We start from the raw sequence: 26,361 nt of genomic DNA on the forward strand, positions 1-26,361 counted from the left end.
CGAAACGGGGGAAGCCTCGTTGAAAAGAGGCGGCTTCGATATTGGGAAATTTCCCAGTGAGAGCTTATGGATTGATGATTTTGTGCTTGATCGCGATCGCGACTGCATGCGTACGGTTGACGGCACCGAGCTTGCGCGCAGCGGTTGCAAGGTGCTCTTCCGCGGTCCGCTGCGTGATGTGAAGAATCTCGCCGATCTCCCAGGCCGATTTGCCTTGTGAGGCCCAGGCGAGCACCTCGCGCTCGCGCGGCGTGAGCAGCGCCGGCGGCGTCGGACGCGGATCGAGCAGGCGGCGGATGCGGTCGAAGCCGTACATCGCCATCAGGTGCAGCGCCGGCTTGCTTCGTGCATTGAGATCGAGATGCACGCCGCCGAGCGAAACACCGGCCTCATAACCGGTCAGCCCGTGGATCGGCACGACGAAGCCGCGCGACATGCGGAAATCGGTGGCGCGGTTCATCACTTCCACCGCACCGGGCTCCCGCTCGGCATCGTACGGTGCTTCCGACCATTCGAAGGGATTCACCGACTGCCGGCACATCCGGATCACCGGATCGAAGCGGACGTAGTTCCGCTCGGTGTACATCCTGAACCATTCCGCAGGCCAGCGCTTGGCGAGCACCATCTGTTCGAAGTGCTGCTCCGGATTCGGTAGCCCCGTGACGATGATGTGCTCGAAACCGAAGCGGCCAAATGCCGCCTCAAGCGCGTTCATCGCATCCGGAACCCTGCTGTAAGCTTCCAGGCCTTCGATGAAGTCGAGCGCTTCCCGGCCATAGTCCACAGCGGACATCGGTTCGTTCCTGCCCCCTCGCTCCGTAGCTTGCTTTGTAGCCTGACTCGGGCGTCGTCTCAATGCATCGCCTCCGTAGTTTCACGGTGCGGCAGGCTCTGAAGATTTAATCTACTTGTGGAGGAAGGGAGGTCAAGATACACCTCCGTCGTCTGGAGCGAGAGAGCCACGATGGAAGATGAGAACATCGCCCTCAACAGCGTGCTCGGCCTGGAACTCAACCGCGTGTTCTTCGCCGTGCGCGAGACCGCGAACAAGCAGAAGATCATCGAGCTCGCGCGCGAGGTGCTGGAAAGCGAACGCGCCGCGCTGCCCGATAGCGTCTCACCCGAAGGGCCGGCACGCTAGAACGCAGTTGCAGCAATCGCGCGGGTGAGACGTCGCGATGCGATGGCCTTCTATTCGAACGCGCCGGTTTTAGCTGAAACAATCTGACCGCGAAATTGAGTCCGTTCTCGCTTCCTAGTCCGTTCTCCCTTCATGGCCAAAGATAGCGCGCGCCGCGGGCTATTCACGTTGACAGGCATTTGCGGCTGGATGACATGACGCCTGTCGTGAGATGATCGTCACTCACGATCGTCCGTCGGGATGTCCCAGAGCATGATGACGCTACGCCAGGTTGAAGTGATCCGCGCCGTGATGGTGACGGGGACCATTGGCGGCGCGGCGAAGCTATTGAACGTATCGGCGCCCGGCATCAGCCGTCTCGTCAAATACACCGAACGCTCGCTCGGCATCCGCTTCTTCCAGCGCCAGAACGGACGTTACTTCCCGACGCCCGAGGCCGAGAACATCTTCGAGCAGATCAACGGCGTCTACAAGAAGGTCGATGACCTCTCCGAGATCATCTCCAAGATCGGCCGCGGCGGATTGTCGGAGCTGCGCATCGGCTCGGTGCCGAGCATTTCGCAGGTGATGGTGCCGCGTGCGATCGAGCGGGTCCGGCGGCGCTATCCGGATCTCGGCATCGACATCAACATCCTCAAGCTCGAGGAAGCGATCGACTATCTCATGCTCGGCCGCGGCGAGTGCGTCGCGATGAGCTACCGCCTGGAGCATTCCGGCCTCGATTTCATGCCGCTCGCTTCCGGCGAGCTCTATTGCATCGTGCCGCCCGGCCATGAGCTCGCCGGCCGCAAGCAGGTCTCGGCGGCCGAGATCACGCGCTATCCGCTGATCGGCATCGATCCGAACGATCCTTACGGAAGGATCATGGCCGAGATCTTTGCCCGTCACCGGCTCGAATACAACATCACCATCCGCGCTCGCTTCGGCACCACGGTGTGCGCGCTGGTGAAGGCGGGCCTGGGGATCGCGATCATCGACCAGTTCACGGTCGCCCATGGCGGCTATCCCGGCATCGAGCTGTTGAGGATCACCGAGCCGACGCGGTTCGACACCTATATCGCGGTGAAACGCGGCGCACCGCTCTCGCTCCACGTCGAATATTTCATCGAGCAGCTCCGCGCCGAGATGCGCGCGGTCGAGCCCTCGCGCAGCGGCCAGAAGGGCGCCGCGGCTCGCGGTCGCAGGAAATAACATTATGTTAGGTTTGTAGGATAAATGGGTAATTGTGTTAGGCGGGGGACAGGCTATCGTCGGGCTTGAGCTTTGCCGATTTCCGCGCAACACCGCGTGGCGAAACACATACACACCCAGACCAATTCGGATCATGTCAACGCGCCGACCTGCCGCACCTCAGAAACTCCTCACCGGCCTGATCGGTGCGCCGATTAAGCATTCCGCTTCGCCTGCCATGCACGAGCACGCCGCCGAGGCGCTGGGGCTGCGCGGCCATTACCAGCTCATCGAGGTCGCCGGCGCGGATTCTGCCGGGCTCAGCATGATGCTCGAGGGGGTGCGGCGGCTCGGCTTTGCCGGCGTCAACGTCACCTATCCCTACAAGGAAGCGGTGGTGCCGCTACTCGACGAGCTTGCGCCCGGCGCAGCCGCCATGGGTGCAGTCAACACCGTCGTCGTTCGCGATGGCCGGCTGATCGGCCACAACACCGACACCACGGGATTTGCCCGTGCGGTGGCGCCCCTGCTGGCGCCCGCGGGCAATGCGGTCGCCGTGATCGGCGCCGGCGGCGTCGGCAAGGCGATCGCCTTCGCGCTGGCGAGCCAGAAGGTCTCCGACATCCGCATCGTCGACAGCGAACCGGCGCGGGCCGAGAAGCTCGCATCGCTCCTGACCACGAACGGCGCAAAAGTCGCATCCAGCATCGAGGATGCGCTCGAGGGCGCAACTGGCCTGATCAACGGAACGCCGGTCGGCATGCTGCCGAACCGGGACACGCCGGTGCCGACGGCGCTGCTGCGTGCAGACCTTTGGGTCGCCGACGCCGTCTATTCACCGCTGATCACCCCGCTGCTCGCGGCAGCGCAGGCCAAGGGCGCGCGGATCATGACCGGCCGCGAGCTCGCGATCTACCAGGCCGCAGACGCGTTCGAACTGTTCACCGGCCTTGCCCCATCGACCGAGGTCATGGGCGAGGCTTTTGACGCCGTGATGGCAGCGCGCAGCGCCGCCTATCAGGTAGCTTGACGGAAAGCGGCCGGAAACAAGACCGCTTGCATAACTGAAGAGAAATGGGAGGAGTGAGATGAAATCGACATTACTGGGCGCCCTGTTTGCGGTTGCCATGGCAACGAGCGCCTTTGCGCAGCCGATCAAGCTGGCCGACGTCGCCGAGCTGTCCGGCGGCGGCGCCACCGTCGGCACCAACTGGAAGAACGGCATCGATCTCGCGATCGAGGAAATCAACGCCAAGGGCGGCGTGCTCGGTCGCAAGCTCGAGGTCACCCATGCCGACTCGCAGTCCAACCCGGGCGTGGCGCGCGCGCAAGTGCAAAAGGCGCTCGACGCCGAGCCCTATGTGCTGCTCGGGCCCGGCTATTCCGGCTCGGTGAAAGTCACCGCGCCGCTCGCGGCCGAAGCTGGCATCGCGCAGATCATGGGCGGTGAGGCCGCCGAGCTGACCCAGGCAGGCAACAAGTTCTTGTTCCGCACCTCCTTTGGCCAGCAATCCTCGATGCCGAAGGTCGCAAAGTACATCCACGACGACATGAAGGCGAAGACGGTCGCTGTCGTCTGGGTCAACAATGATTTCGGCCGCGGCGGACGCGACGTCATCGTCAAGGAGCTCGACCGCCTCGGCTCCAAGGTCGTCGCCGATCTCTCGACCGAAGCCGGCCAAGCCGACTTCGCCGCCGACGTGGGCAAGATCAAGGCCGCCAATCCGGACGCGGTGTTCGTCTATCTGAACGAGGAAGAGAGCGCGCGCATCCTCAAAGAGCTGAAGCGCCAGGGCGTCACCGCGCCGCTGATGGGCGAGACCACGCTGATCGGCCAGAAGGTGATCGAGCTTGCAGGCGACGCCGCCAACGGCGCGCGCGGCCATGTCGGCCTCACCACCGACGCACCGGTCGACCTGATCAAGGGCTTCCGCGATCGGTTCTCCAAAAAGTACAACTACGTGCCCGACCATAACGGCCTGAAGGGCTACCTCGCCGTCTACATGGTGAAGGCCACCACCGAGAAGATGGGCAAGGTCGATCCCAAGGCGTTTGCCGACACGCTGCACGGCCTGACCATCAAGGCCGCGGACGAACCGGGCATCCTGATGGACGTCACCTTCGACCAGAACGGCGACATCGACCGCCAGAGTTTCCTGGTCGAGGTCGTGGAAGGCAAGCAGGTGGTGAAGCAGGTGCTGCCGAAGCTGAAGTGACCTTGCGCCCTACTCCCTCTCCCCGCTCTTCGCGGGAAGAGGGTTGGGGTGAGGGGCGGCTTCCGCGAATTATCACCGTATTTGCGGAGCGAGCCCTTCACCCGACCCTCTCAGCCCGAGCGATGCTCGTCGCGGCCCGTAAGAACGGTGAGAGGGAGAAGAGTGAGAGCGGGGAGAGGGGAAAATGTCCAATCTGTTCGATCTTCTGGTCGCGGGACTTGCAACAGGCGCCATCTATGCGCTGGTGGCGGTCGGCTTCACGCTGCTGTGGCAGACCTCGCAGACCATCAATTTCGCGCAGGGCGAGTTCGTGATGCTGCCGGCGTTTCTGATGCTGGCGGCGATGCATGTGGGGGCGCCGTTCTGGCTCGCCATCATCCTCGGCACCTTGCTCTCGATGATCCTGCTTGGCCTCGCCTTCAAGATGCTGCTGGTCGATCCGATGTTGCGCCATGGCGTGCTGCCGCTGGCGATCGCCACCATGGCGCTGGCAATCGGCATCAAGGAGGCCGTGAAGCAGTTCTTCAGCGCCGAAGCCTCGCCCTTCCCCTCGATCGTGCCGACTGGTGACGTCTCTGTCTTTGGACATGCGGTCTCGTTGCAAAGCATCGGCGTGCTCGTCGTCGCTATTCTCGCCGTGGTCGGCCTGACTGCGCTTCTGAACCGCACCTCGCTCGGCCACCAGATGCAGGCGGCGGCGCAGAACCCGACGGTGGCGCGCATCATCGGCGTACCGGTCGAGCGGATGATCCTCCTGACCTTCCTGATCAACGCCTTCCTGGTCGCGCTGGCTTCGCTCCTGATCACGCCGATCTATCTGGCGAAATTCTCCTCCGGCGAGGTGCTGGGCCAGGCTGCCTTCATCGCCGCGATCGTCGGCGGCTTCAACCAGGTGCGCGGCGCGATTGCGGGCGGCCTCCTGATCGGGGTGCTCGACAATCTCGCGGCTTCCTACGTCTCGACGCAATATCGCTCGGCAGTGCCGATGCTCGTTCTGATCATCGTCATCCTGTTCCGTCCCCAGGGCCTGCTCGGCCGCGCCGAGGAGCGTACGGTATGACCGGATTCGCCAAACCCCTGAAGATCGCGCTCGGCCTTATCGTCATCGCTGCGCTGATCGTCGTCCCCATGAACTTCAACCGCTACGGCCTGTTCATCCTGAGCCAGTGGGCCGTGATGACGATCGCCGCGATGGGGCTCAATCTCACGCTCGGCTATGCCGGCCAGGTCTCGCTGGCACAGGGCGCCTTCGTCGGCATCGGCGCGTACGCCGCGGCGATCATGACGACCCACGGCTGGCCGCTGCCGGCCGCGATCCTCGTCGCGATCGGCTTGAGCTTTGCGGTCGGCTGGGTGCTCGGCTACCCGGCGCTGCGCGTGCAGCACCACTACCTCGCCTTCGTCACGCTCGCCTTCTCCACCCTCGCCTTCCTGGTGTTCCGCAATGAGAGCTGGCTCACGGGCGGCATCTACGGCATCTCCAATATTCCGCGGCCACATATTTTCGGCATCGCGACCAACAAGCCGTTGCCGTTCTACTATGTCTGTCTCGGCTCGCTTGCCATCGTCTCGCTCGCCGTGTGGTGGCTGATTCGCTCGCCCTGGGGCCGCGCCTTCATCGCGCTGCGCGAGAATCCGCTGCGCGCGCAGTCGCTCGGCGTCGACACCCGCCGCTACACGTTGATGGCGTTCGCAATCGGCTCGGCGCTCGGCGGCGTCGCCGGCGCGCTCTATGCGCCGCTGACGCAATATATCGACCCGGTGCCGTTCAACCTGTCGCTCTCGCTGGATCTCCTGATGATGGTGATCGTCGGCGGCGCCGGCTTCTACCTCGGTCCCTTTCTCGGCGCGATGATCGCGGTGCTGCTGCCGGAATGGCTGCGCTTCACCGAGGGCTATTACCTGATGCTCTACGCGATCGCGGTGATGCTGCTGCTGATCTGGTCGCCGACCGGCATCTTGGGGATCCTCGATCGCTACATGGCGGCGCGGCGCACCAAGGCTGCGTCGGCGCTGCGGGCCGTCGCAAAATCCCGCCTGGAGACGGCGCAATGAGTGCGGTGCTCGAAGTCACGGACATCAAGAAGAACTTCGGCGGTATCAACGCGGTCGATGGCGTCAGCTTCGACGTCCGCGAAGGCGAGATCCTCGGCCTGATCGGGCCGAACGGCTGCGGCAAGTCGACGCTGTTCAACTGCATCCTCGGCCAGCTCATGCCGAGCAGTGGCGAGGTCAAGCTCGACGGCAGGACCGTCACGGGCCTGCGCCCCTCCGAGCTCAACAAGCTCGGGGTCAGCCGCACGTTCCAGCTCCTGCAAGTGTTTCCAAAACTCTCGGTGCGCGAGAACCTGATCCTTGCCGGGCAGGAGCACCAGGGCAACATGGCATCGCGCCTGGTCGGCCGCTCCGATGCCGGCCTGACCAACGCCGCCAACCAGATGATCGGCTTCTTCAAGCTCGACCATCTCGCCGCTGAACCTGCTGGCGGCCTCTCCTACGGCCAACAGAAGCTGCTCGATGCCGCGATGGCCTTCATGGGCGGGCCGCGCCTGGTGCTGCTCGATGAGCCCGCAGGCGGCGTCAACCCGACGATGCTGTCGGACCTGAAGGAGCGCCTGATCGCAATCAACCGCGAGAAGAACGCGACTTTCGTGGTGATCGAGCACAACATGGAATTCGTGATGTCGCTGTGCTCGCGCGTGATGGTGATGGCGGAAGGCAAGGTACTGGCGATGGGACGGCCCGACGAAGTCCGCAGGAACCCCGCCGTGATCGAAGCCTATTTGGGACACTAGACCATGAGCGATCCGATCCTCTCGGTTCACAATCTCGTCGGCGGCTACGGCAAGATGACGATCCTGAACGGCACGACGTTTTCTGTGCCGCCGGCCACCATCACCACGATCATCGGCCCCAACGGCGCCGGCAAATCCACCGTGTTCAAGGCGATCTTCGGCCTCTTGAAGCTGCGCGAGGGCAAGATCAGCTTCGCGAATCGCGACGTCACGAACTTGAGCCAGCGTACGCTGCTCAATGCCGGCATCTGCTACGTGCCGCAGGGCCGCAACATTTTTCCCGAGCTGTCGGTGCGCCACAATATCGAGCTCGGCGGCGTCGCGGCCGCAAAGGACGTCGATCTACACACGCGCATCGAGGCCGCGCTCGATCTGTTCCCGGCGCTACGGCGCAAGTCGGCGCAGCAGGCTTCCACGCTGTCGGGCGGCGAACAAAAGCAGCTCGAGATCGCGCGCTCGCTCCTGCTGGAGCCAAAGCTCGTGCTGATCGACGAACCCTCGATTGGCCTGTCGCCGCTGATGGTGCAGCAAACCTTCGATATCCTAAAATCCCTGCGCGATCGCGGCGTGACGATCCTGATGATCGAGCAGAACGCCCGCTCGGCGCTGGAGATCTCCGATTTCGGCATCGTGCTCGAGCTCGGGCAGACCCGCATGGTCGACAAGGCACAGAAAATTCTGAACGATCCGCGCATCGGACAATTGTTCCTCGGCGGCGCCATGGAGGAGACAGCAGTATGAACAAGCGCTCGATCGCAACGGTCTCCCTCTCAGGCACGCTGGACGAAAAGCTCCGCGCCATCGCATCGGCCGGCTTCGATGCCGTCGAGATTTTCGAGAACGACCTGTTGTCGTTCGGCGCGAGCCCGCGCGAGGTGGCGCGCCTCTGCAAGGACCTCAATCTCGAGATCTGCGCCTTCCAGCCGTTCCGCGACTTCGAGGGCATGCCGGAGCCGCAGCGCGCGCGCAACTTTGCCCGCGCCGAGCGCAAGTTCGATTTGATGCAGGAGCTCGGCACCGATCTCCTTCTGATCTGTAGCAATGTCTCGCCGGCTTCGCTTGGTGGCATCGACCGCGCCGCGGACGATTTCCGCGAGCTCGGCGATCGCGCGGCAAAGCGTTCTCTACGCGTCGGCTACGAGGCGCTGGCCTGGGGCCGTCACGTCAACGACTACCGCGATGCCTGGGAGATCGTGCGCCGTGCCGACCATCCCGCGATCGGCGTCATTCTCGACAGCTTTCACGCGCTGGCGCCGAGCTTCCCGACACGCGCGATGGCCTCGATCCCCGGCGACAAGATCTTTCTGGTGCAGCTTGCCGATGCGCCGAGGCTCGAGCTCGACATCCTCTCCTGGAGCCGCCACTTCCGTTCCTTCCCCGGCCAGGGCGACCTGCCGGTCGGCGAATTCATGGAGGCGATCGCGGCGACCGGTTACACAGGCCCGCTGTCGCTGGAGATCTTCAACGACCAGTTCCGCGCCGGCTCCGCTGCGCAGACGGCAACCGACGGCCTCCGCTCGCTGATCCTGTTGCAGGACCGGCTCGCGGCGAAATGGCCGAAGCTCGCCGACAAGCAACTCGCACCGAAGGCGAAGACCCGCGGCACCGGCTTCGTCGAGTTCGCCGTCAACGAGACCAAGGCGGCGGAGCTTGCCGGCCTGTTCTCGCAGCTCGGCTTCCGCAAGACCGGCAAGCACCGCAGCAAGGCGGTGGAGCGCTGGACGCAAGGCAAGGTCGAGCTCGTGATCAACTGCGAGACCGACGGCTTTGCGCATTCGCACTACGTCACGCACGGTCCCGGCGTCTGCGCCATCGCGCTCGACGTCGACGATTCCGGCCGCGCCATGGCGCGCGCGGAAGCCCTGAAGGCACGCACCTTTTATTCTCCGGTTGGTCCCGGCGAGCTGGAGATTCCGGCGATCCACGGCGTCGGCGGCAGCCTCCTATATTTTCTCGACCAGGCCGGCAAGAACTGGGACACCGATTTCGAGGCGGTCGCGAGCAATGCCGGCGCCGATCAGCTTCTCGCCGTCGACCACATCGCGCAGTCGATGCCGTATGACGAGATGCTGTCCTGGCTCTTGTTCTACACCGGCATCCTCGATCTGACCCGGCTGCCACAGATGGAGATCGCGGACCCCCGCGGCCTCGTGCAGAGCCAGGCGATCATCAATGGCGACCAGAGCCTGCGCTTCGTGCTCAACGGCTCCTCGGCCAACCGCACACTACCGGCGCGCTTCATCTCGGAGTTCTTTGGCTCCGGCGTGCAGCACATCGCCTTCTCCTGCCAGAATATCTTTGCGACGGTTGCCGCCATGCGCAAGCGTGGCGCGGAGTTTCTGGAAATCCCCGACAATTACTACGACGACATCGAAGCCAAATACGATCTCGCGCCCGAGGTGATGGCGCAGCTTCGCGAAAACCAGATCCTCTACGACCGCGAGGGCGACGGCGAGTTCTTCCAGGTCTACACCCACATTTTCGACGAGCGTTTCTTCTTCGAGATCGTCGAACGGCGCAACTACCAGGGCTTCGGCGCAGCGAATGCCGCCATCCGCCTCGCAGCGCAGGCGCGCGAGGTGCGCCCCGCGAGCATGCCGCGGATCTGAGTGGATGCAGCACGTTTGGTGCTGCATCTGATGGCGAAAGCAACCAAGCTCCGACTACGCACCGGGCTTTCGACGATCTCCAGCAGGCATGAGCGCGGCATCCCAATCTCGATTGGGCAAGTTTCCGAGCAAGTTCGAGAGTTCAACCGCGAGCGCACGAAGCCGTGCATTCTCCTCGAGGAGCCGCAGAACTTCATCTGACGGCGATTCATCGTCGTCGAACTCTTCCAGAAGCTGTGGCGACAAGAGTCCGAACGCATCACTGGACGCGGTATTGTCCGCAGTTGAAATGACTTCCTGTTTCTCGCTGGGCGGCAAATATTCGTTACTCATGGTAAATCCCCGGAACACACCCCCAAGCCGTGTTCGAAGGAATTCACTGATTCGCCGGCGGATTTGAGTCTGAAATCGGACCAGCGCAAGGTCTCGCGGGCCGCCGATTGGCTCAATCTTTGCGTAGTACCTTAGGTGGTTCACAACCTCTGATCAGAGAAACGCTTAATGGGGGCTTAATGCTTTTGCGCAACTAATGGGTCACCAGCGCGAAAGTACGTCTTAGTCATAAAATGCGAACCGAGCCCCGCCCCCGAGGAGGCGAATCGGATGGGACTGCTTTTCATTGGCGTGCTGGCCGGAATTTTGATCGGCTTTGGCTTCTTTGCCCCCTCCCAGGGTTACTTCCTGGGCTGCGGCGCGCAACCCTGTTTTGACCGAGTCGCAATGGCTCAGCCGGCGGCGGCGAGGCCTGCTGCCCTCGGGCCGGATCCCTTGATTGCAAAAGCAAGTCCTGCGACCGCGGCAAGATCGGACAAGAGAGCGCTGGAGAAACCATCCGAGAAGAAGCGCGGCAACATCAATGTGGCCAGGGCAGCGCCTCCGACGACACGGATCCACGTCTCGCCATCCAATTCGACCGCGGAAGCGTCTGAGTCCGTACTGAACAAGGCAAAAGTTTCGATCGCAGCAAAGATGGAGAATCCGAACTCTGCCGAATTCAGCGATATGAAGCGGGCCATCAGGAAGAATACGTTGGGGCGTTCCGTGGACACCATTTGCGGGCGCGTCAAAGGGACGAATGCGTCAGGCGAGGAGACTGGAGAGAGACCCTTTCTCTATCTCGTGAAGGAGAACGATGCTTACGTCGTCGACGGACCGGCAAGCTCGGCGGCGGCGATCGCTTATCGCAACATCTGTGACTCAAGCGTGAGGTGAAATCGAAAAGGTCGCGATGGTTTGCGCGCGACCGAAGACCGGAGCGCGATCGCGACATCAGGCGCGGCCGTGCGATGAATTGCGTGGAAAGAGTTTCCTGGCAACTGAACTGACAGTTGCCCCGGCTCAAGAATGCGTAGGCCGGGCCGCAAGATGGGATTGAAGCATCGGCTTACCGATGCGCAATGCGTTGCGGTCGCGGAATTGGTGAGGTGAGCTTACAGAGTACTTTACATTCGAGGACATTATGCACGATCAGGTTCATTCTGCTGAACGGCTCAAAGAATCCCTGCAATTGCCTGTCCTGGCGCTCATCGAGCCGCTTACGCTCACGCGCACCAGCATCCTGAGCATTCTCAGGCGCGAACTGGCGTCGCTAGAGATTGTCGACATGGCGACCACCCACGGACTGGATTGTGTGCCCACACAGGACGTTCGTCTGGTCGTGCTGAGCATTGGGGACAAGCCACCGGACGATCGCACCGTCGAGGACGATCTTGCCGTGATCGCGGAGTGCTGCCTGAACGCCTCCATCGCCCTCATCTCCAATCGCGATGACGAGGCCACCGCACTCGCCGCGCTGCAGCGGGGTGTGCGAGGCTTCTTCCCCACCTCCCTTCCCATCGAAGTCGCCGTTGCCGGTCTGCGCCTTGTTCTGGCCGGCGGGGTTTACAGGCCTCTGCCGGTCATCGAGTTGAGCAAGGCACCCGGCCTCGACCAGCCATATCCGCGCGCGCTTGCATCAACGTACTCGAATGGCGACAGGAGCACGACCGACAGGAATACGACCGATTTCACACCTCGCGAGCAGCAGGTGCTGACGGAGCTTGAGCTTGGTCTGCCCAACAAGCTGATTGCCGCCAAGCTGAACCTTTCCGAAAACACCGTCAAAATGCATATTCAGCACATCATGCGAAAATGCGCCGCCCGCAACCGCACCGAAGCGGTTCTCCGCTGGAGCGGTCGATTGTCGGCTCATGGCCGCGACACCGAGGCGAACGCGTCTTCGATTCCCGAAGCCTAGGTGCCACCCCGCGGCACTCAATCCTCGCGGAACGCACCATGGAAACTGTCAAGCAGGGGCCTTAGGGTGTAAAGCGCAACGGTGCTGCGCCCTGTCGTGATGAAAACCTGAACCGGCATTCCCGGGGTGATCTGGATATCGTTTGCGGCGATCTGTGCGTCGTCGACGCGAATCCTCGTCGCGTAGTATGGCTGGTCGGTGCGCTTGTCGAGGAGCCGGTCGGCCGACACATGCGTCACTGTCCCCTTCAGCCGCGGCACACGACGCTGATTGTACGGCAGGAGATGCACTTCCGCATTCAGGCCCGGATGAACCACATCGATGTCCTCGGGCCTCAGGCGCGCGGTGACAATCAGACGATCCTGCCGGGGCACCAGATCCAACAGTGGAGCACCCGCTCCGATCACGCCTCCCGGCGTATGAACCCGGAGGTCGGTTACTACGCCGTCCTCGGGCGCCTTGATCTCTGTTCGCGACAACTGATCCTGGGCCGCCGGCAGCCGCTCGCGCAACTGGAAAATCTGGTTCTGTGCTTCACGCAACGCTTGTGCGATCTCGTTTTGCCTGTCGCTCTCGAGCTTGATGAGGTTTGCCTGCGATTCACCGATCACTTGCCCGGCACGTGAGATCTGTGCCGCGATCTCGCCCCGACGCCCCTCAATGTCAGCCACTTCCCGTTGAAGGTTCAAAAGGCGCGGTCGCCGCTCGAGGCCCTTGCTGACGAGGGTGGCGACCATGTCGAGTTCTTCCCGGGCAATGTCGATTCGCTGCGCGACGGCAGCCTCCTGGGCCTTGAGGCCCTCGATTTCCTTCTCGACCTGCCCTCGCCTCTCTCGAAGGACCGTCACCTGCGATTGAAACACCTTCCGCCGCGACAAAAAGACGGTCTGCTGCGTCGACAGAATGGTGGCAGCGGCCAGATTCGCGTTGGCGGCCTGCTCCAGCGTCTCCGAAAACGAGAGCTTCTCATATCCCCGCTGCTCGGTTTCAAGCCGGGCTTCGCGTGCCATTGCATCCCACAGTTGGCCCTGAAGGCTTTGTACTTCGGCACGAGCCCTGGTGTCGTCCAGCGCGATCAGTACCTGACCGCTGCGCACGACGTCACCATCTGAAACCAGGATCTTCCCGATGATGCCGCCTTCCAGATGCTGGATCGTCTTGCGGCTCGATTCCGATTCCACGACGCCGGAAGCGATCGCCGCGCTTTCCAGCGGTGCCAGGCTCGACCACGTACCCAGCCCCAGCATGAAGCAGAGCACGAGCAGATTGCCTGCGAGCGTGACGCCGCGGAGCCGCGAGCGTGGCGAGATCGGTGTCGGAGCCGTGCACCACGGAAACTCAAGGGGCTCGTAATCGTCGATTGCGGTGATGCCGATTCCAACCCGCCGCCCGGCGGGTGGGGTGCTCGGCGGAACGCGCGTTTTTGGTTTCCAGATCATGGGCGAACCGGTTGTCCCGGCACCTTGGCGGTTGCGGGCGCGCTCTCGGTTGGCGCGACTTGCGATATCACCTGGGGCCTGCTCAGATGCCGTTCGAAGATGTCCTCGCTTTCGCCGAACGCGACGACCGCGCCGCCTTCCATGATGGCGATCTTGTCCGTGGCTCCGAGAATACCCATTCGGTGAGTCACAACGACCACCATGACATTGGCGATCTTCAGTTGCTCGATGGCGTCCAGCAGCATCCGCTCCCCGGCGTAGTCGAGGCTGGCGTTCGGCTCGTCGAGAACGACGAGGCGCGGGTTGCGGAAAAAGGCCCGAGCAAGACCGAGACGCTGGCGATATCCGCGAGAGAAGGCCACGCTCCCGCTGGGAACCACGGTCTGGTAAGCTTGCGGCAGTCGCATGATCGCGTCATGGATGCCGACGAGCTTGGCGGTCTCGACGATCTCGCGTGGATCGGCATCGTCAAGACGCGCGATGATCTCGTTTATCGTTTCGCCAAGGAGATTGATGTCTTGAGGGAGGTATCCGAGGTGGCGACCGCCTCGCCCCTCGCGGAGCAGCGATACGTCGGCATTGTCGAGCAGAACGCGGCCGTGCGTTGGAATCGTGAGACCGGCGATGACTTGGCCAAGCAGCGACTTGCCCGAGCCGGACGGACCGATGATGCCAAGGCATTCGCCGGGCGCGAGACTGAACGAGATGCCTTTCAACGGGAAGTGGTTGGACCCGGACAACCTCAGGCTGACGTTGTCGACGACGAGACCGGTCAGCGGCTGCCGGGACGGGAATTCTGTGTTCGCCCTCGCCGCCGGGGTTGCGGCGAGCACGGCATCGAGTCGCCGATAGGCTTTCATCGCCGCCGCGAATGATTTCCAGCTTGCAATCGCACCTTCGACCGGCGCGATGGCACGGCCAGACATCAGTGTCGCCACGAAAATGATCGCCGGGCTCTTGCCGTAGTCGAGCACGAGCCACGCTGCCGCTCCCATGATCACGACCTGCGACAGCGCACGTAACGGCTTTGTCGCAAACATGATGAGCGCGTGCCGCGAGAGCGCAACATCGTGCTCCCTGCGCGCTTCTTGTGCGTCGTTGTATATCAGGCGCGCTGTGCCATCCGCCATTCCCATTGCACGGATCAAGTGAATATTGCCGATTGCAGCTGCGAGCCGGCCGTAGCTCCTAGACAATGCGGCGCCGGACTTGACCGTAGCATCGTCCATGAGGAGATCGCCTGCAAGCGTGAGGCCGAACAGCAGAACCACGCTGCAGGCCCCGACCACCCCAAGCAACGGATGAACGAGAAAAAGGACACAGAGAAAGAGGGGTGTCCAAAGCGCATCGAACAGCAGCGGGCATGCGCTGGATTCGACGAACTGGCGAAGAACCGTGAGATCCCGATATGTGTCCGGCGACTGGGCCCAATCGCCTCGAAAGGCGGTTTCGAGGCACGCCGAAAGCACCGAAGGACGAAGCCTGTCTTCAACCCACGCGCCAAGGCGGCCCAATAGAACGCGGCGCAATGCGTCGAGCACTCCACCGACTACGACTGTGAGCGCAACGATGAGGGTGAGCATCAGAAGCGTGTCGCCGCTCCGGCTCGACAACACCCGATCGTAGATCTGAAGCAGGTAGATTGAGGGCGCAAATAGCAGCAGATTGTAGCTGCAGCTATAAGCGAACACGAGGCCAAGCGGGGCCATGCAGGCCCGAAGTGCCGCTTCCAGCGAAGTCCGGGCCGGTGGCAGAAGCGGTTTTCGGAGGGGCGGCATCAGCATTTTTCGTAACCGCCGGAGATTTGGTTTGGCCTCACGCCTGCCTTCCGCTCGGGCATGACGACGAAGCATTGGCTGCAAATCGGGGGCCGGCGGCACGCGCCGCCGGTCCCCGTCACGCGACGAGCTGCTGGTCAAAGCACGTCGAAGTGGAAGTGCACGTCTCCACCTTGTGCGGAATTGAGGCTTCCACCGTCACCGCCGATACCGGCCGCCACGTCCTGGTGCTGGTCTACCCAGAGCTTGTTGATCTGGGTGGCATCCGTATTCGCGTAGACCTTGGAGGTATCGTAGCCACTTTCCGAGCTCTGGCTTCCGTTCGACGTGGCGGTTCCGCCATGGGCCTTTGCAAACCATGAGGCGGTCCCGTTCGCGCCGCCGGCGTCCCAGTCTGCCGTTTGCTTGACGTGATCGCCGGTGTTGACGTGGACGTCGGCACCTTCCGCCTTGTTGGTCGGGTCGAAGGTGAGCGTCGGCTTGTTGATGATGGCTCCCTTGAAGGTGCCATCACCGCCGTTTCCGACGCTTTGACCGCCGGTGTCGATCGATTTGAATCCGATTGAATCCGAAATGTGGACCGCTTTGGGCATCATTTGAGCCTCCCTGCGTTTGTTGATTTACACGCATCATCCATCCCGATCAGATGGACACGCTCCGCAACTCTGATCCTCGCATGCTCGGCGACGATAGATGTCAAATCGGACACCATCCGGTTTGATGGGCCTACGCACGAAAGTATGACCCCCGTGATGACATCTTGACGTCGCAGGCATCAGGGTGTGCCCGAGTGCTTGCATACGCGGCGGGTCGACGGCCAGCCGCGTTGCAATCGGACGAGCGACGCAAGTTTCGCTACGCCATCAAGTGCAGATCTGACAGAAGATGCGTGGAGAGATCGCCACCCAGTGCGAGATTGCCATGGCCTCCATCGCCGCCCACTCCGGCGATCTGGACCGCGCTCTGGTCGATGTGCACATCGTTGGTCTGATCCGCCACTGCCGTCGAATGCGGGCCGGCGATCGCGATATTGATGGGAGCATAGATCGCGACGCTGACATCGATCAGGTTCCCCGAGGAATGCCCGCTCCCGCCATTGCCGGCGCCGTTGGCCCCGGTCGCAATCGCATCGGAGCCGCCCCACAGGCTCTGAGAGAGAAAGCCGCCACCCATCGCAACGTTTCCGTTGCCCCCATACCCGCCGATGCCGGCTATCTGAAGGGCGGACTGGTCCACATACACGCTATTGGTCTGGATCGCGTAAGCGCTGGAGTTGTAACCCGCGACCGCAATGTTGATCGGGTCATACAGCACGAAGGACGTATGAACGAGCTCTCCATGAAAAGAACCGTCTCCGCCATTGCCGGCCTGGTTGCTCGATCCCCAGGCAGGATCGAGCGTGATGACGCTGCCGGCGACGTTGCCGTTTCCGCCGCTCCCGCCAACACCTGCGATCTGAACGGCCGACTGATTGATGTCCACCGCATTTGACTGGCTTGCGTACGCTGTGCCGCCTGGGCCAGCCACCGCAACATTGACCGGATGGTAGATCACGATGGGAGCGTCGACCAAAGCGCCGGAGAAATAGCCGGCGCCGCCGTTGCCGACACCACTGCCGCTGCCTCCCGACGCGAAATTGCCGTTACCGCCATCTCCCCCGACACCCGCCATCTGAAAGGCGGATTGATCGACATTCACGTCGTTGGTTTGCTCGGCCAGGGCAACGGAGCCGTATCCGACGGACACCGAAATGTTGATCGGCTCATAGATCAGAATCGAGGCATGAACGATGCCTCCATAAGAATAGCCATCTCCGCCATTACCGGCTGTGCTGCCTCCGCTTTGGATTGAGCCCCAGCCGAGCGATGGGTTGCCCGATCCAGATCCGAGTCCAGCGGATGGAGTGGCGTGGTGGCCACTATCGGGCTCGAAAGACACAGCATCGTGCCGGCTCATGATCCCGGTGGGAGAATGCGCCTCCTGGCCAGCGACCCACAGCCGGCTATGGGCGCCGGCTCCGTCGTCTCCGGACATCGGCATGGAGGAAGGCGCAGAGTCCCTCGATGTGGAAGCGAACCTGTCATAGCCATCATCGTCAACGGGATGGTGGTCGCGATGAAGCGGTACGATCGCGTCCGACGGGTACCGGAAATTCATGTCGCCTCCCTCGTCGCAACCGGACGGACCTCTCCCACGTCAAGGAGTGTCAGCCTGGGGAGGTCAAAAGCCGAGTCGTCAATTCGAGTGCAGCGATTCGAATGAGGACGTCAGATCGGCTACACCCATTTGGGAGCGGACAGCCGTCGCGGGAGCACTGAGTCTCTGCGAGCATGCCGTTAGATGTAACTCCTCACAGCTTGCGGCGAGAAGTCGCAATTCACACACCGTGGGAATTGCCGGCGAGGGGGCGCGGGCGAAGCTCGTCGCGCCCCCGTAAGAACGGAGAGAGGGAAAGGCGCGAGCTCACTTCATCGGGCACTTGTCGTGGAAGCGGTCCTGGTCGTCCTTGACGATGGTGGCGACCGTCTTCAGCGCGAGCTGGCCGTCGGCGTCCTTCACGACATCCTGGAGATAGAAGTTCTGGATCGGGATGTGGTTGTTGCCGTACTTGTAGGGGCCGCGCAGCGACTTGAAGTTGGCCTTTTCCATTTCGGCCTTCATCGCGTCCTTCTTGCTGGTGTCGCCCTTCACCGCCACGACCGCGCTGTTGATGAGCTGGGCCGCGTCATAGGCCTGCGCGCCGTAGTAGGTCGGGCGCAGGCTGGCGTACTTCTTGCGGTAGTCGGCGACGAAGCGTTTGTTCTCGTCGTTCGGGAGGTCGTTGACCCATTCCTGCGCACCGGGGACGCCCAGCGCATTGTCCTTCTGGAGCGGCAGCGAAAGCTCGTCGACGGTAAACGCCGTATAGAGCGGGATCTGGGTCTTCAGGCCCGCCTGCACATATTGATTGAGGAACTGCACGCCGGCGGCACCTGGATAGAACACGAAGATCGACTCGGCGCCCGAGGCGCGCGCCTTGGAGAGCTCGGCGGAGAAATCGAGCTGGCTCGGCCACACCGTATATTCCTCGCCCTTGATCTCGCCCTTGAAGGTGCTCTTGACGCCCGCGAGCATGTCCTTGCCCGCGGCGTAGTTCGGCCCGATCAGGAAGACGCTCTTGACGCCCTTCTGGTTCATGTACTGGCCCATCGCCTGCGGGGTCTGGTCGTTCTGCCAGGAGGTCGAGAAGACGTAAGGCGAGCACAATTCGCCGGCGAGCTGCGACGGGCCGGCATTGGCCGAGATCAGGAAGGTCTTCGAATCCACCGCCGTCTTGAGCGAGGCGAGCAGCACGTTGGACCAGATGTAGCCGACGATGAAATCGACCTTGTCGGACTGCACGAGCTTTTCGGTCTTCTGCTTGCCGACGTCGGGCTTCTGCTGGTCGTCCTCGTAGATCACCTCGACCGGCTTGCCGTCCATCTTGCGGCCGAGATGGTCGAGCGCGAGCTCGAAGGAGTTGCGCATGTCGTTGCCGATCACCGCGGTCGGGCCGCTGAAGGTGGAGACGAAGCCGATCTTGATGGTGTCGCCGGCCGATGCCGGGCTTGCCAGCGCGAGCGCAGCCGCACCCGCCAGCCAGAATGCCGTCCTCATACCCAGTCCCCTCCTCGTTCTCATTGCCCCGGACTGACGGATGGCCCGCTTCCGGATCGTTCTGTTAGGACGCAAAATCGTGAAAGCCGTCAATGGCTCAGCGCCCGCCTGCACCATAATTCGCCCCCATCCCCGATGGCAAGAACTATAGTTCTACTCACTTTGGCGAGGGCTGCGGCGCTTTTTCGCGGTCCCGTCGATACGCTGTCGCTATTCCTCAATTGATGACGGCTATTGGACCGCGACCCGATCTTCGCTCTTTAATGAGTGACGCACACCCAACGAATCGAGGGCAGCTTTCATGACTGCGAAACCCCACCGCGTCGTCATCGTCGGAGCCGGCTTCGGCGGGCTGGAGACGACCCACCGGCTCAGTGGCGCGGGCGTCGAGATCACGCTGATCGACCGCCGCAACCATCATCTGTTTCAGCCGCTGCTCTACCAGGTCGCGACCGCTTCGCTTGCGACCAGCGATATCGCCTGGCCGGTCCGCCACCTCATGCGGGCGCGGCGCGAAGTGACGACGCTGTTTGCGACCGTGAGCGGCGTTGATGCCGAGCGGCGCGCCGTGCTGCTCGATGACGGCAGCGAAGTTCCCTATGACACGCTGGTGCTCGCGACCGGCGTCCGCCACGCCTATTTCGGCCACGACGAATGGGAGCAGTGGGCGCCCGGCCTGAAGACGCTGGAGGATGCGACCACGCTGCGTCGTCACATCCTGCTCGCATTCGAGCGCGCCGAACGCGAGACCGATCCGGAGCGCCGCGCCGCGCGCCTCACCTTCGTCATCATCGGCGCTGGTCCGACCGGCGTCGAGCTCGCCGGCACCATCGCCGAGATGGCGCACCACACGCTGCCGGGCGATTTTCGCAACATCGACACGCGCAAGGCGCGCGTCGTGCTGATCGAGGCTGGACCGCGCGTGCTCGCCGGCTTTGCCGACGATCTCTCGGCCTATGCGCAGGCCTCGCTGGAGAAGATCGGCGTCGAGGTCGTCCTTGGCCAGCCCGTCACCGAGGTTGACCGCGATGGCGTGGTCTATGGCGGGCAGCGGCTCAATGCGAAGACCCGGATCTGGGCGGCCGGCGTGCGCGCCTCTCCCGCCGCCGAATGGCTGAATGCGCCGGCCGACCGCGCCGGCCGCGTCGAGGTTGCGGAAGATCTGACCGTGCCCGGCCATCCAGATGTCTTTGCCATCGGCGACACCGTCACCATTCCCGCGTGGGACGGCAAGCCGGTGCCCGGTATCGCGCCGGCGGCCAAGCAGCAGGGACGCTACGTTGCTGATCTCATCAAGGCACGGCTGCGCGGCGAGAAGCTCGGCCCGTTCCGCTACAAGCATGCCGGCAGCCTCGCGCAGATCGGCAAGCGCCTCGCGGTGATCGATTTCGGTCGGGTGAAGCTGCGCGGCGCGATCGCGTGGTGGATCTGGGGTATCGCCCACATCTACTTCCTGATCGGCCTGCGCCATCGCCTTGCGGTCGCGCTCACCTGGCTCTGGATCTACGTCCGCGACCAGCGCGCCGCGCGCCTGATCACGCAGGGCAGCAGCAAGGTGGTGGGGTAGACGGCTCTTCCCTTCTCCCCTTGGAGAAGGTGGCGCGAAGCGCCGGATGAGGGGTTGTTTCCGCACACTCAACTGCACGAGTTGCGTGCGCGGATAGCTCACCCGGCTTTGCTTCGCAAAGCGGGTGCAGCAGCGCTTGCGGCCACACTTACTTCACCAGCGCGCACCCACCCTCCGCCAATGGCCGAAACGCCTGGTCTGCGGGAATCGTCGAGACCAGCTTGTAATAATCGTACGGGTATTTCGACTCCTCCGGCTTCTTCACCTCGAACAGATACATCGGGTGCACGACGCGGCCATCCTGACGGATCGCGGTGTCGCCGAACAGCTTGTCCCTGCCGCTGAGTTTCTTCATCTCCGGCACGACGTCCTTTGCGTTGTCGCTGCCGGTGGCGGCGACCGCATTGAGATAAGCGAGCGTTGACGCATAGACGCCGGCCTGGTTGCCGCTCGGCATCTTGCCGTTCATGCCGGGCCGCGCCGCGAAGCGTTTTGCGAAGGCGCGGGTATCGTCGTTCATGTCCCAGTAAAAGGCTTCCATGAGCTGGAGGCCTTGTGCGACCTTCAGGCCCATGCCGTGGACATCGTTGATGAAGAGCAGGAAGGCGACGAGCTTCTGCCCGTTCTGCTGGATGCCAAACTCGGCGGCCTGCTTCACCGCGTTGATGGTGTCTCCGCCGGCATTGGCGAGCCCGATCACCTGCGCCTTCGAGCTCTGTGCCTGCAACAGGAAGGAGGCGAAATCGGCCGTGCCGAGCGGATGTTTCGAGGAACCGATTACCTTGCCGCCATGCGCCTCGATATATTTCTGCGCCTCCGCCTCGATACCCTTGCCGAGCGCGTAGTCCACCGTGAGGAAGTACCACTCCTTGCCGCCGTGCGAGATCATTGCCGCCGCGGTGGTGTTGCCGGTCGCCCAGGTGTCGTTGACCCATTGGATGGTATTGGGCGAGCAGGCCTTGCCGGTGAGGTCGGCGCTTGCGGTGGACGATGCGAGAAACGTCATGCGGCTGTCGCGCAGCAGCGTGTTGATGGAGAGACCGACCGCCGAATTCGGCACGTCGACGATCGCATCGACACCCTCGACGTCGAGCCATTTGCGCGCGATGGCCGCGCCGACGTCGGCCTTGTTCTGGTGGTCGGCATAGACGATCTCGACCTTGATGTTCTTGCCTCCACCGTTGAAATCTTCGGCCGCCATGCGCGCAGCCTCGACGGAGCCCATGCCGTTGGTGTCCTGGAAAATGCCGGAGATGTCGTTGAGCACGCCGATGCGCACGACGTTGTCGGATATTTCGGCGCTGGCTGTTCCGGCCATCAGGCTTGCCGCAAGTGCAAGCGTAAGTGCACGCGTCCACTTCAAGTTCTTCATCGTTCCCTCTCCTGTTGGCTTTTCGCTTCGCGGCACCGGTCGTTGCCGGCGGCGATCCGAACGCCAGACCTACCGCTTCAGACTCGCTTCAGACCTGCCGCTTGAGACCTGCCGCTTGAGATCTGCCGCTTGAGATCTGCCGCTTCAGACTTGCCGCTTCAGATCTGCCGCTCCGGCAGGCGCAGCACGAGCCCGTCGAGCTCGGGCGTGATCTTGATCTGACAGGACAATCTGCTGTTGGCCGTACGCTCGGCGGCGGCGCCGTCGAGCAGAGCGTCCTCGTCATCAGCCATCGCCGGCAAGCGCGCGAGCCAGCCATCGTCGACATAGACATGGCAGGTCGCACACATTGCGTTGCCGCCGCACTCGGCCAGAATGCCGTCGAGGCCGTGGCGGGTCGCGGCCTGCATGGCGCTCTCGTCATCGCTGACGTCAATACGTTCGCTCTTGCCGCCGGAGTGAATGAAGGTGATCGCAGGCATCAAGGATCCTCAGGCCGGAGTGACGGTGACTGGGAGGCTGTCGAGCCCGCGCAGCGTGTTGTTGAACCGGCGCTTCGGCTCGCCCGTGATCTCTATCTTCGCGATTCGTCGCGCCAGCGCCGACAACATCACCTCGCCCTCGAGGCGTGCGACGAGCTGGCCAACGCACATGTGAATGCCGGAGCCGAAACCGACATGGCCGGAGGTGCGGCGGGTGATGTCGTAGGTATCGGGCTTATCCCAGCGCCGCGGATCGCGATTGGCAGCACCAAGGAACATCAAAACCTTCTCGCCCTCGCCGATCCTGGTGCCGCCGAGTTCGACCTCGCGCGTGGTCGTTCGGAAGAAGGTCTGGACCGGGCTTTCGAAGCGCACGGCCTCCTCGAAGGCATTGCGCGCCAGCGTCGGATCATCGCGCAGGCGCTGCCATTGATCGGGAAAGCGTGCGAGGCAATAGACCGCGGCGCCGATGCCGTTGACGGTGGTATCGAGCCCCGCCGACAGCAGCGAGCGCACCAGGAGCGGCGCCTCGGTCGCGGTGATCTCGCCCTCGTCGACGCGGGCGTGGATGCAGGCGCCAAACCCGCCTGGCGCGAGGTTCTCACGCTGGCATTGCTCGGCGATATAGGCCTGATGTGGCGCCGACCGCTCGATTGCCTCTTGGCGCAGCTGGTTCGGTGGACCGAAGGCGTTGAACACCAGGCTCGCATAGGGGATGAGATGCTCACGGCCCTCCGGCCTCAAGCCCAGCGCATCGGGGAAGATCGAGAGCGGATAGGCTTCGGCGAGCTCGGCGATGGCATCGAAACTGCGCTTCTCCAGCAGCACATCGACCCGCTCCTCGGCCGCCGCAGCAAAACGGTCGCGCACCTGCTTCATCACCGTCGGCGACAGCACGCGCGAGAGCACGGTGCGGGTGCGCGTATGCGCGGGCGGATCGGCTTCCAGGATCAGGCTCGGCGGCCGCCACGGCTTCTCCTTCTTGAAGTCGCTGAGGCCCACGCCGCGGCTGGAGCAGAAGGTCGTGGGATCGTTCAACACCGCATGGACCTCGGCATAGCGCGCGACGCCGTAGACGTTCCATTTGTCGAGATAGACCACGGGACCGGCGTCGCGCAGCACGTCATGGGTGGGGAAGGGATCGGCGAAGAACCCGATCGCGAAGGGATCGACAACGAGATGCGGGATGGCGGGCGGGCCGCCGGTCGAAGCGGAGCTGGCTGCACTCATTTACATCCTCCCAATTTTGCGCTTGTGGAGCGCACGCGCATGTCCTTATTTCTGTCGCGCATGAACCGAGCCCCGAGATGACCGCGCCCTCGACCCGAAGCCATAAGACGCCCGCTGAAGCGGGGCCGACGCTCGACCTCGAGCGTTACGTTCCGGCCTTCATCACCTTCATCGCCAACAAGCTCTCGAACAGCGCCACCGCATTCTATCAGCGCGAGTTCGGCGTCAACGTCACGGAATGGCGGATCATGTCGCTGCTGGCGATCGAGCCGGGCATTCCGGCCTCGCGCATCTGCCACGTCATCGGCTTCGACAAGGGGCCGGTGAGCCGGACATTGGCCAGCCTGGACAAGCGCGGGCTGGTGGCGATCCGCAGCGATCCCAATGACGGGAGGACGCACTCGATCTCGCTCACCGCAAAAGGCCGCGCCACCCATGACAAGGTGATCGTCGCCGCCTTCGCGCGCGAGCGGCGGCTGCTCTCGTGCCTGTCCAAGAACGAGCAGGAGGTGCTGATCGATCTGCTGCGCCGGCTGCACGAGAATCTCGGCGCGGTCACCGGCGACACGTGAGGGCGCGCCCCGCGCGCGCGGCGTGTCGCGTTCACCTGGCATGCGCCGGCGATTGCCGGCGGCAGCATTCCTGCCGAACATGAATCCTCCCATTTGAGCGCAGCGGTTTCTCCGCCATCATCCTGCTTGCGAAGGACTCGCATAAATTAGTTGCTTAAGCAACAAAAATTTCAAAGTGCATTTTGAGACAGGAGCGTTGGCCTAGTGAAGATGTCCGATGTTCCGTGTCCCGGACGCGGCACGGCATTCCGGGCGATGCAAAGCATCGTCCCGTACGACGCAGAGCCGGGACCAGGCAGCATGGGCCCCGGCTCAACGGTGCACCACCATAGCGCGTCGAAGACGCGCGTGAACGCGCTTTTGGTGTTGCGCCGCGTCCGGGGCACGAGATCGCACTTCGTCTCTCAGTTACGGCGCCTTGCAGACAAAGTTCGCGGCATCCTCGATGTTGCCCGTGCCGGAGTAGGCCGCATAGGACGGATATGGACAGAGCGGCCGGGTGCGGTTCGCGCTCCACGTCGCCGGAACTTCCTTGTTCGCGGGGTTGATCGAGGCGACGATCCACTCCGGCGCCTTGCCCTGCTCGACCCAGTCGGTCAGTGCGGTCAACGCATCGAACTTGTCGAGCGTGACGCCGCCGCCACAATGCGTACCACCGGGCATGGTGAAGAGGCGCGCAAAATTATTCGCGTTGCCCTGCGCGTTCCTGCTCAGCCGATCGTACCAGCGGATGGTGTCGTTGACCGAGAACACCGGATCGGCCTGGCCGTGATAGATCAGCATCTTGCGCCCTGCCTTTTGCAGGCCAGCGAGCTTGGGATCGTCGACGTCGGGCGGCGTCATGAAGTCCATCGCCGATTCCGTGAAGGTGCCCTCCTTGGCAAAAATCTTTGGTGCGTCCTTGTCGAAGTCATAGGCCTTCAGCGCGTCGATGAGCTTGTCGCTACTTCCTTCCACAGCAACGGGCGGCGTCGAGAAGATGTAGTTCAGCGACGCGGCGCCCATGGTCGCGATAATCGGAAAATTGTTCCAGGGCGCGACGGGGCTCTCGATCTTCCAGGCGCGCCAATTGCCGGTGCCGATGCCACCGTCGAGCGGCCAGTCCGAATAGAGCGCTTCGCCCTTCGAATTCTTCGGCCCGGCGAGGCTGGTCTTCAGCGCGTCGACCTTGGCTTCCGACAGGCAGGCATTGGTCTGGCCCGGTGCGCAAACGAGAGTCTTGAGATCCAACGCCTTCTGGCACGCGGCGAGATTGGCCGTGAGGCCATCCTTGGCGCCATCGAGCGCGTCGCAGGCCTCGGTGATGCGCGAGGCGATTGCTTGCGCATCCTCCTTGGTGATCGACTTGCGCAGATCCGGATCGGCCTTCAGGAAAGCCTGCACGTCCCAGGCGTGCTGGACCGCAGCGCGCGGCAGATCGAAGCCGGGATTACCGACGAGGAAGCCGTCATAATTTTCCGGCATGCGCGAGGCTGCCACCATCGCATGACGTCCGCCGTTCGAGCAGCCCGCCATGTAGGAACGATCCGGCTGGCGGCCGTAATGCAGCGCGATCATCTTCTTCGCAACCGGCGAGAGCGTGATGTCGGCGGCATAGCCGTAGTCGCGCCGCGCCTGCGGATCGAGCCCGAAGGCCGCACCTGCGGCGAGCCCGAGCGATTTATTGGCGGGATCGGAGCCGGAATGTCCGCTGTCCGACGACAGCACCGCAAAACCGCGCGCGAGCGGCACCGTGCCGCCGGAGGCCCAGCCATCCGGCTTGTCGCCGAGTGCGGGAACGACGACACCGTCGTTGCCACCATTGACCTGGTGCAGGAAGCGGCCGTTCCACTCGGCCGGCAACCGCAGCTCGAACTGGATGGCATAGGACTTTCCGTCCGCGCCGGTGCGTTGGTTGGCAAGGCCGGTCACGATGCAATGCTTGGGCAGGCCGTTGCCGGCCTCCTGAAGCTTGGAGCTGACGATCTCGACGCCGGCGACGGACAGCGACGCCGTGGTGACCGGCGAGCAACCCTCGCCCTCGGCGCGAGCGAGCGCGGTGGATCCAAGAAGGGCAGCCAGCGCGGCTGCCGAAATCAAGCCAGACCTCACGGCGGCCTCCCTATTTGATTATATTTG

The 26,361-nt window shown here is 63.1% G+C and carries 24 protein-coding genes; 12 read left to right on the forward strand and 12 right to left on the reverse strand.

Features of this window, described 5'->3' with window-relative positions; all coding sequences use genetic code 11:
* Positions 1–64 precede the first annotated feature (64 nt).
* On the reverse strand, positions 65–793 hold the full coding sequence (locus tag SO180_RS05215) for a helix-turn-helix transcriptional regulator (protein ID WP_449377745.1): 729 nt from the start codon (positions 791–793) through the stop codon (positions 65–67).
* Positions 794–964: 171 nt separating this feature from the next.
* Between SO180_RS05215 and SO180_RS05220 the strand changes: the two genes are divergently transcribed.
* The 9 genes from SO180_RS05220 (at position 965) to SO180_RS05260 (ending at position 9,931) form a co-directional block, all read left to right on the forward strand.
* On the forward strand, positions 965–1,141 hold the full coding sequence (locus SO180_RS05220) for a hypothetical protein (RefSeq protein WP_449377746.1): 177 nt from the start codon (positions 965–967) through the stop codon (positions 1,139–1,141).
* Positions 1,142–1,393: 252 nt separating this feature from the next.
* A complete protein-coding gene (locus SO180_RS05225) occupies positions 1,394–2,332 on the forward strand; it encodes a LysR family transcriptional regulator (protein ID WP_449377747.1) in 939 nt (312 codons plus the stop codon).
* Positions 2,333–2,465: 133 nt separating this feature from the next.
* Positions 2,466–3,341 (forward strand): shikimate dehydrogenase, encoded by an 876-nt coding sequence (locus tag SO180_RS05230; protein WP_449377748.1) that lies wholly within the window; start codon positions 2,466–2,468, stop codon positions 3,339–3,341.
* 58 nt (positions 3,342–3,399) lie between these two features.
* Positions 3,400–4,527 (forward strand): ABC transporter substrate-binding protein, encoded by a 1,128-nt coding sequence (locus SO180_RS05235; RefSeq protein WP_449377749.1) that lies wholly within the window; start codon positions 3,400–3,402, stop codon positions 4,525–4,527.
* 184 nt (positions 4,528–4,711) lie between these two features.
* Complete coding sequence (locus tag SO180_RS05240; protein ID WP_449377750.1) at positions 4,712–5,587, forward strand: branched-chain amino acid ABC transporter permease; 876 nt, start codon at positions 4,712–4,714, stop codon at positions 5,585–5,587.
* Positions 5,584–6,582, forward strand: a complete 999-nt coding sequence (locus tag SO180_RS05245) for a branched-chain amino acid ABC transporter permease (protein ID WP_449377751.1) — start codon at positions 5,584–5,586, stop codon at positions 6,580–6,582. The genes SO180_RS05240 and SO180_RS05245 overlap by 4 nt, the downstream gene beginning before the upstream one ends.
* Complete coding sequence (locus SO180_RS05250) at positions 6,579–7,322, forward strand: ABC transporter ATP-binding protein (RefSeq protein WP_449377752.1); 744 nt, start codon at positions 6,579–6,581, stop codon at positions 7,320–7,322. The genes SO180_RS05245 and SO180_RS05250 overlap by 4 nt, the downstream gene beginning before the upstream one ends.
* Before the next feature lie 3 nt (positions 7,323–7,325).
* On the forward strand, positions 7,326–8,063 hold the full coding sequence (locus tag SO180_RS05255) for an ABC transporter ATP-binding protein (protein WP_449377753.1): 738 nt from the start codon (positions 7,326–7,328) through the stop codon (positions 8,061–8,063).
* The gene (locus SO180_RS05260; RefSeq protein WP_449377754.1) at positions 8,060–9,931 is read left to right on the forward strand and encodes a bifunctional sugar phosphate isomerase/epimerase/4-hydroxyphenylpyruvate dioxygenase family protein; all 1,872 of its coding nucleotides are present in this window, start codon (positions 8,060–8,062) and stop codon (positions 9,929–9,931) included. The genes SO180_RS05255 and SO180_RS05260 overlap by 4 nt, the downstream gene beginning before the upstream one ends.
* Positions 9,932–9,985: 54 nt before the next feature.
* Here SO180_RS05260 and SO180_RS05265 read toward each other — a convergent pair whose 3' ends face one another.
* Both SO180_RS05265 and SO180_RS05270 read right to left on the reverse strand, forming a co-directional pair.
* The gene (locus tag SO180_RS05265; RefSeq protein WP_449377755.1) at positions 9,986–10,264 is read right to left on the reverse strand and encodes a hypothetical protein; all 279 of its coding nucleotides are present in this window, start codon (positions 10,262–10,264) and stop codon (positions 9,986–9,988) included.
* Between the two features lie 392 nt (positions 10,265–10,656).
* Positions 10,657–10,998: a hypothetical protein gene (locus SO180_RS05270; RefSeq protein WP_449377756.1), complete on the reverse strand. Its 342-nt coding sequence runs from the start codon at positions 10,996–10,998 to the stop codon at positions 10,657–10,659.
* A gap of 392 nt (positions 10,999–11,390) precedes the next feature.
* On the opposite strand from SO180_RS05270, the gene SO180_RS05275 reads away from it, so the two are divergent.
* Positions 11,391–12,167, forward strand: coding sequence for a LuxR C-terminal-related transcriptional regulator (locus SO180_RS05275; RefSeq protein ID WP_449377757.1), 777 nt, complete (start codon positions 11,391–11,393; stop codon positions 12,165–12,167).
* Between the two features lie 17 nt (positions 12,168–12,184).
* Here SO180_RS05275 and SO180_RS05280 read toward each other — a convergent pair whose 3' ends face one another.
* The 5 genes from SO180_RS05280 to SO180_RS05300 all read right to left on the reverse strand — a co-directional run bounded on the left by SO180_RS05280 (position 12,185) and on the right by SO180_RS05300 (position 19,020).
* On the reverse strand, positions 12,185–13,606 hold the full coding sequence (locus SO180_RS05280; protein ID WP_449377758.1) for an HlyD family type I secretion periplasmic adaptor subunit: 1,422 nt from the start codon (positions 13,604–13,606) through the stop codon (positions 12,185–12,187).
* Positions 13,603–15,390, reverse strand: a complete 1,788-nt coding sequence (locus tag SO180_RS05285) for a type I secretion system permease/ATPase (protein ID WP_449377759.1) — start codon at positions 15,388–15,390, stop codon at positions 13,603–13,605. The genes SO180_RS05280 and SO180_RS05285 overlap by 4 nt, the downstream gene beginning before the upstream one ends.
* 131 nt (positions 15,391–15,521) lie before the next feature.
* Complete coding sequence (locus tag SO180_RS05290; RefSeq protein WP_449377760.1) at positions 15,522–15,980, reverse strand: hypothetical protein; 459 nt, start codon at positions 15,978–15,980, stop codon at positions 15,522–15,524.
* Positions 15,981–16,239: 259 nt separating this feature from the next.
* On the reverse strand, positions 16,240–17,340 hold the full coding sequence (locus SO180_RS05295) for a hypothetical protein (RefSeq protein ID WP_449377761.1): 1,101 nt from the start codon (positions 17,338–17,340) through the stop codon (positions 16,240–16,242).
* Positions 17,341–17,847: 507 nt separating this feature from the next.
* Complete coding sequence (locus SO180_RS05300) at positions 17,848–19,020, reverse strand: ABC transporter substrate-binding protein (RefSeq protein WP_449377762.1); 1,173 nt, start codon at positions 19,018–19,020, stop codon at positions 17,848–17,850.
* Between the two features lie 301 nt (positions 19,021–19,321).
* Here SO180_RS05300 and SO180_RS05305 point away from each other — a divergent pair, with 301 nt between their 5' ends.
* Positions 19,322–20,587, forward strand: coding sequence for an NAD(P)/FAD-dependent oxidoreductase (locus tag SO180_RS05305; RefSeq protein WP_449377763.1), 1,266 nt, complete (start codon positions 19,322–19,324; stop codon positions 20,585–20,587).
* A 148-nt stretch (positions 20,588–20,735) separates the two neighbouring features.
* Here SO180_RS05305 and SO180_RS05310 read toward each other — a convergent pair whose 3' ends face one another.
* The 3 genes from SO180_RS05310 to SO180_RS05320 form a co-directional block, all read right to left on the reverse strand.
* Positions 20,736–21,959 (reverse strand): ABC transporter substrate-binding protein, encoded by a 1,224-nt coding sequence (locus tag SO180_RS05310; RefSeq protein ID WP_449377764.1) that lies wholly within the window; start codon positions 21,957–21,959, stop codon positions 20,736–20,738.
* Positions 21,960–22,117: 158 nt separating this feature from the next.
* Positions 22,118–22,441: a 2Fe-2S iron-sulfur cluster-binding protein gene (locus SO180_RS05315; protein ID WP_449377765.1), complete on the reverse strand. Its 324-nt coding sequence runs from the start codon at positions 22,439–22,441 to the stop codon at positions 22,118–22,120.
* A 9-nt stretch (positions 22,442–22,450) separates the two neighbouring features.
* Positions 22,451–23,671, reverse strand: coding sequence for a cytochrome P450 (locus SO180_RS05320; protein WP_449377766.1), 1,221 nt, complete (start codon positions 23,669–23,671; stop codon positions 22,451–22,453).
* A 77-nt stretch (positions 23,672–23,748) separates the two neighbouring features.
* Here SO180_RS05320 and SO180_RS05325 point away from each other — a divergent pair, with 77 nt between their 5' ends.
* A complete protein-coding gene (locus tag SO180_RS05325) occupies positions 23,749–24,243 on the forward strand; it encodes a MarR family winged helix-turn-helix transcriptional regulator (protein WP_449377767.1) in 495 nt (164 codons plus the stop codon).
* Between the two features lie 408 nt (positions 24,244–24,651).
* Here SO180_RS05325 and SO180_RS05330 read toward each other — a convergent pair whose 3' ends face one another.
* Complete coding sequence (locus SO180_RS05330; RefSeq protein ID WP_449377768.1) at positions 24,652–26,334, reverse strand: tannase/feruloyl esterase family alpha/beta hydrolase; 1,683 nt, start codon at positions 26,332–26,334, stop codon at positions 24,652–24,654.
* Positions 26,335–26,361 lie beyond the last annotated feature (27 nt).

Source organism: Bradyrhizobium sp. UFLA05-112 (genome assembly GCF_053572325.1).

What these genes read in the sequence shown, in the direction of transcription:
- SO180_RS05215 (WP_449377745.1), bottom strand. Translation starts at nt 793, where the DNA reads ATGTCCGCTGTGGACTATGGCCGGGAAGCGCTCGACTTCATCGAAGGC.
- SO180_RS05220 (WP_449377746.1), top strand. Translation starts at nt 965, where the DNA reads ATGGAAGATGAGAACATCGCCCTCAACAGCGTGCTCGGCCTGGAACTC.
- SO180_RS05225 (WP_449377747.1), top strand. Translation starts at nt 1,394, where the DNA reads ATGATGACGCTACGCCAGGTTGAAGTGATCCGCGCCGTGATGGTGACG.
- SO180_RS05230 (WP_449377748.1), top strand. Translation starts at nt 2,466, where the DNA reads ATGTCAACGCGCCGACCTGCCGCACCTCAGAAACTCCTCACCGGCCTG.
- SO180_RS05235 (WP_449377749.1), top strand. Translation starts at nt 3,400, where the DNA reads ATGAAATCGACATTACTGGGCGCCCTGTTTGCGGTTGCCATGGCAACG.
- SO180_RS05240 (WP_449377750.1), top strand. Translation starts at nt 4,712, where the DNA reads ATGTCCAATCTGTTCGATCTTCTGGTCGCGGGACTTGCAACAGGCGCC.
- SO180_RS05245 (WP_449377751.1), top strand. Translation starts at nt 5,584, where the DNA reads ATGACCGGATTCGCCAAACCCCTGAAGATCGCGCTCGGCCTTATCGTC.
- SO180_RS05250 (WP_449377752.1), top strand. Translation starts at nt 6,579, where the DNA reads ATGAGTGCGGTGCTCGAAGTCACGGACATCAAGAAGAACTTCGGCGGT.
- SO180_RS05255 (WP_449377753.1), top strand. Translation starts at nt 7,326, where the DNA reads ATGAGCGATCCGATCCTCTCGGTTCACAATCTCGTCGGCGGCTACGGC.
- SO180_RS05260 (WP_449377754.1), top strand. Translation starts at nt 8,060, where the DNA reads ATGAACAAGCGCTCGATCGCAACGGTCTCCCTCTCAGGCACGCTGGAC.
- SO180_RS05265 (WP_449377755.1), bottom strand. Translation starts at nt 10,264, where the DNA reads ATGAGTAACGAATATTTGCCGCCCAGCGAGAAACAGGAAGTCATTTCA.
- SO180_RS05275 (WP_449377757.1), top strand. Translation starts at nt 11,391, where the DNA reads ATGCACGATCAGGTTCATTCTGCTGAACGGCTCAAAGAATCCCTGCAA.
- SO180_RS05280 (WP_449377758.1), bottom strand. Translation starts at nt 13,606, where the DNA reads ATGATCTGGAAACCAAAAACGCGCGTTCCGCCGAGCACCCCACCCGCC.
- SO180_RS05285 (WP_449377759.1), bottom strand. Translation starts at nt 15,390, where the DNA reads ATGCTGATGCCGCCCCTCCGAAAACCGCTTCTGCCACCGGCCCGGACT.
- SO180_RS05290 (WP_449377760.1), bottom strand. Translation starts at nt 15,980, where the DNA reads ATGATGCCCAAAGCGGTCCACATTTCGGATTCAATCGGATTCAAATCG.
- SO180_RS05295 (WP_449377761.1), bottom strand. Translation starts at nt 17,340, where the DNA reads ATGAGCCGGCACGATGCTGTGTCTTTCGAGCCCGATAGTGGCCACCAC.
- SO180_RS05300 (WP_449377762.1), bottom strand. Translation starts at nt 19,020, where the DNA reads ATGAGGACGGCATTCTGGCTGGCGGGTGCGGCTGCGCTCGCGCTGGCA.
- SO180_RS05305 (WP_449377763.1), top strand. Translation starts at nt 19,322, where the DNA reads ATGACTGCGAAACCCCACCGCGTCGTCATCGTCGGAGCCGGCTTCGGC.
- SO180_RS05310 (WP_449377764.1), bottom strand. Translation starts at nt 21,959, where the DNA reads ATGAAGAACTTGAAGTGGACGCGTGCACTTACGCTTGCACTTGCGGCA.
- SO180_RS05315 (WP_449377765.1), bottom strand. Translation starts at nt 22,441, where the DNA reads ATGCCTGCGATCACCTTCATTCACTCCGGCGGCAAGAGCGAACGTATT.
- SO180_RS05320 (WP_449377766.1), bottom strand. Translation starts at nt 23,671, where the DNA reads ATGAGTGCAGCCAGCTCCGCTTCGACCGGCGGCCCGCCCGCCATCCCG.
- SO180_RS05325 (WP_449377767.1), top strand. Translation starts at nt 23,749, where the DNA reads ATGACCGCGCCCTCGACCCGAAGCCATAAGACGCCCGCTGAAGCGGGG.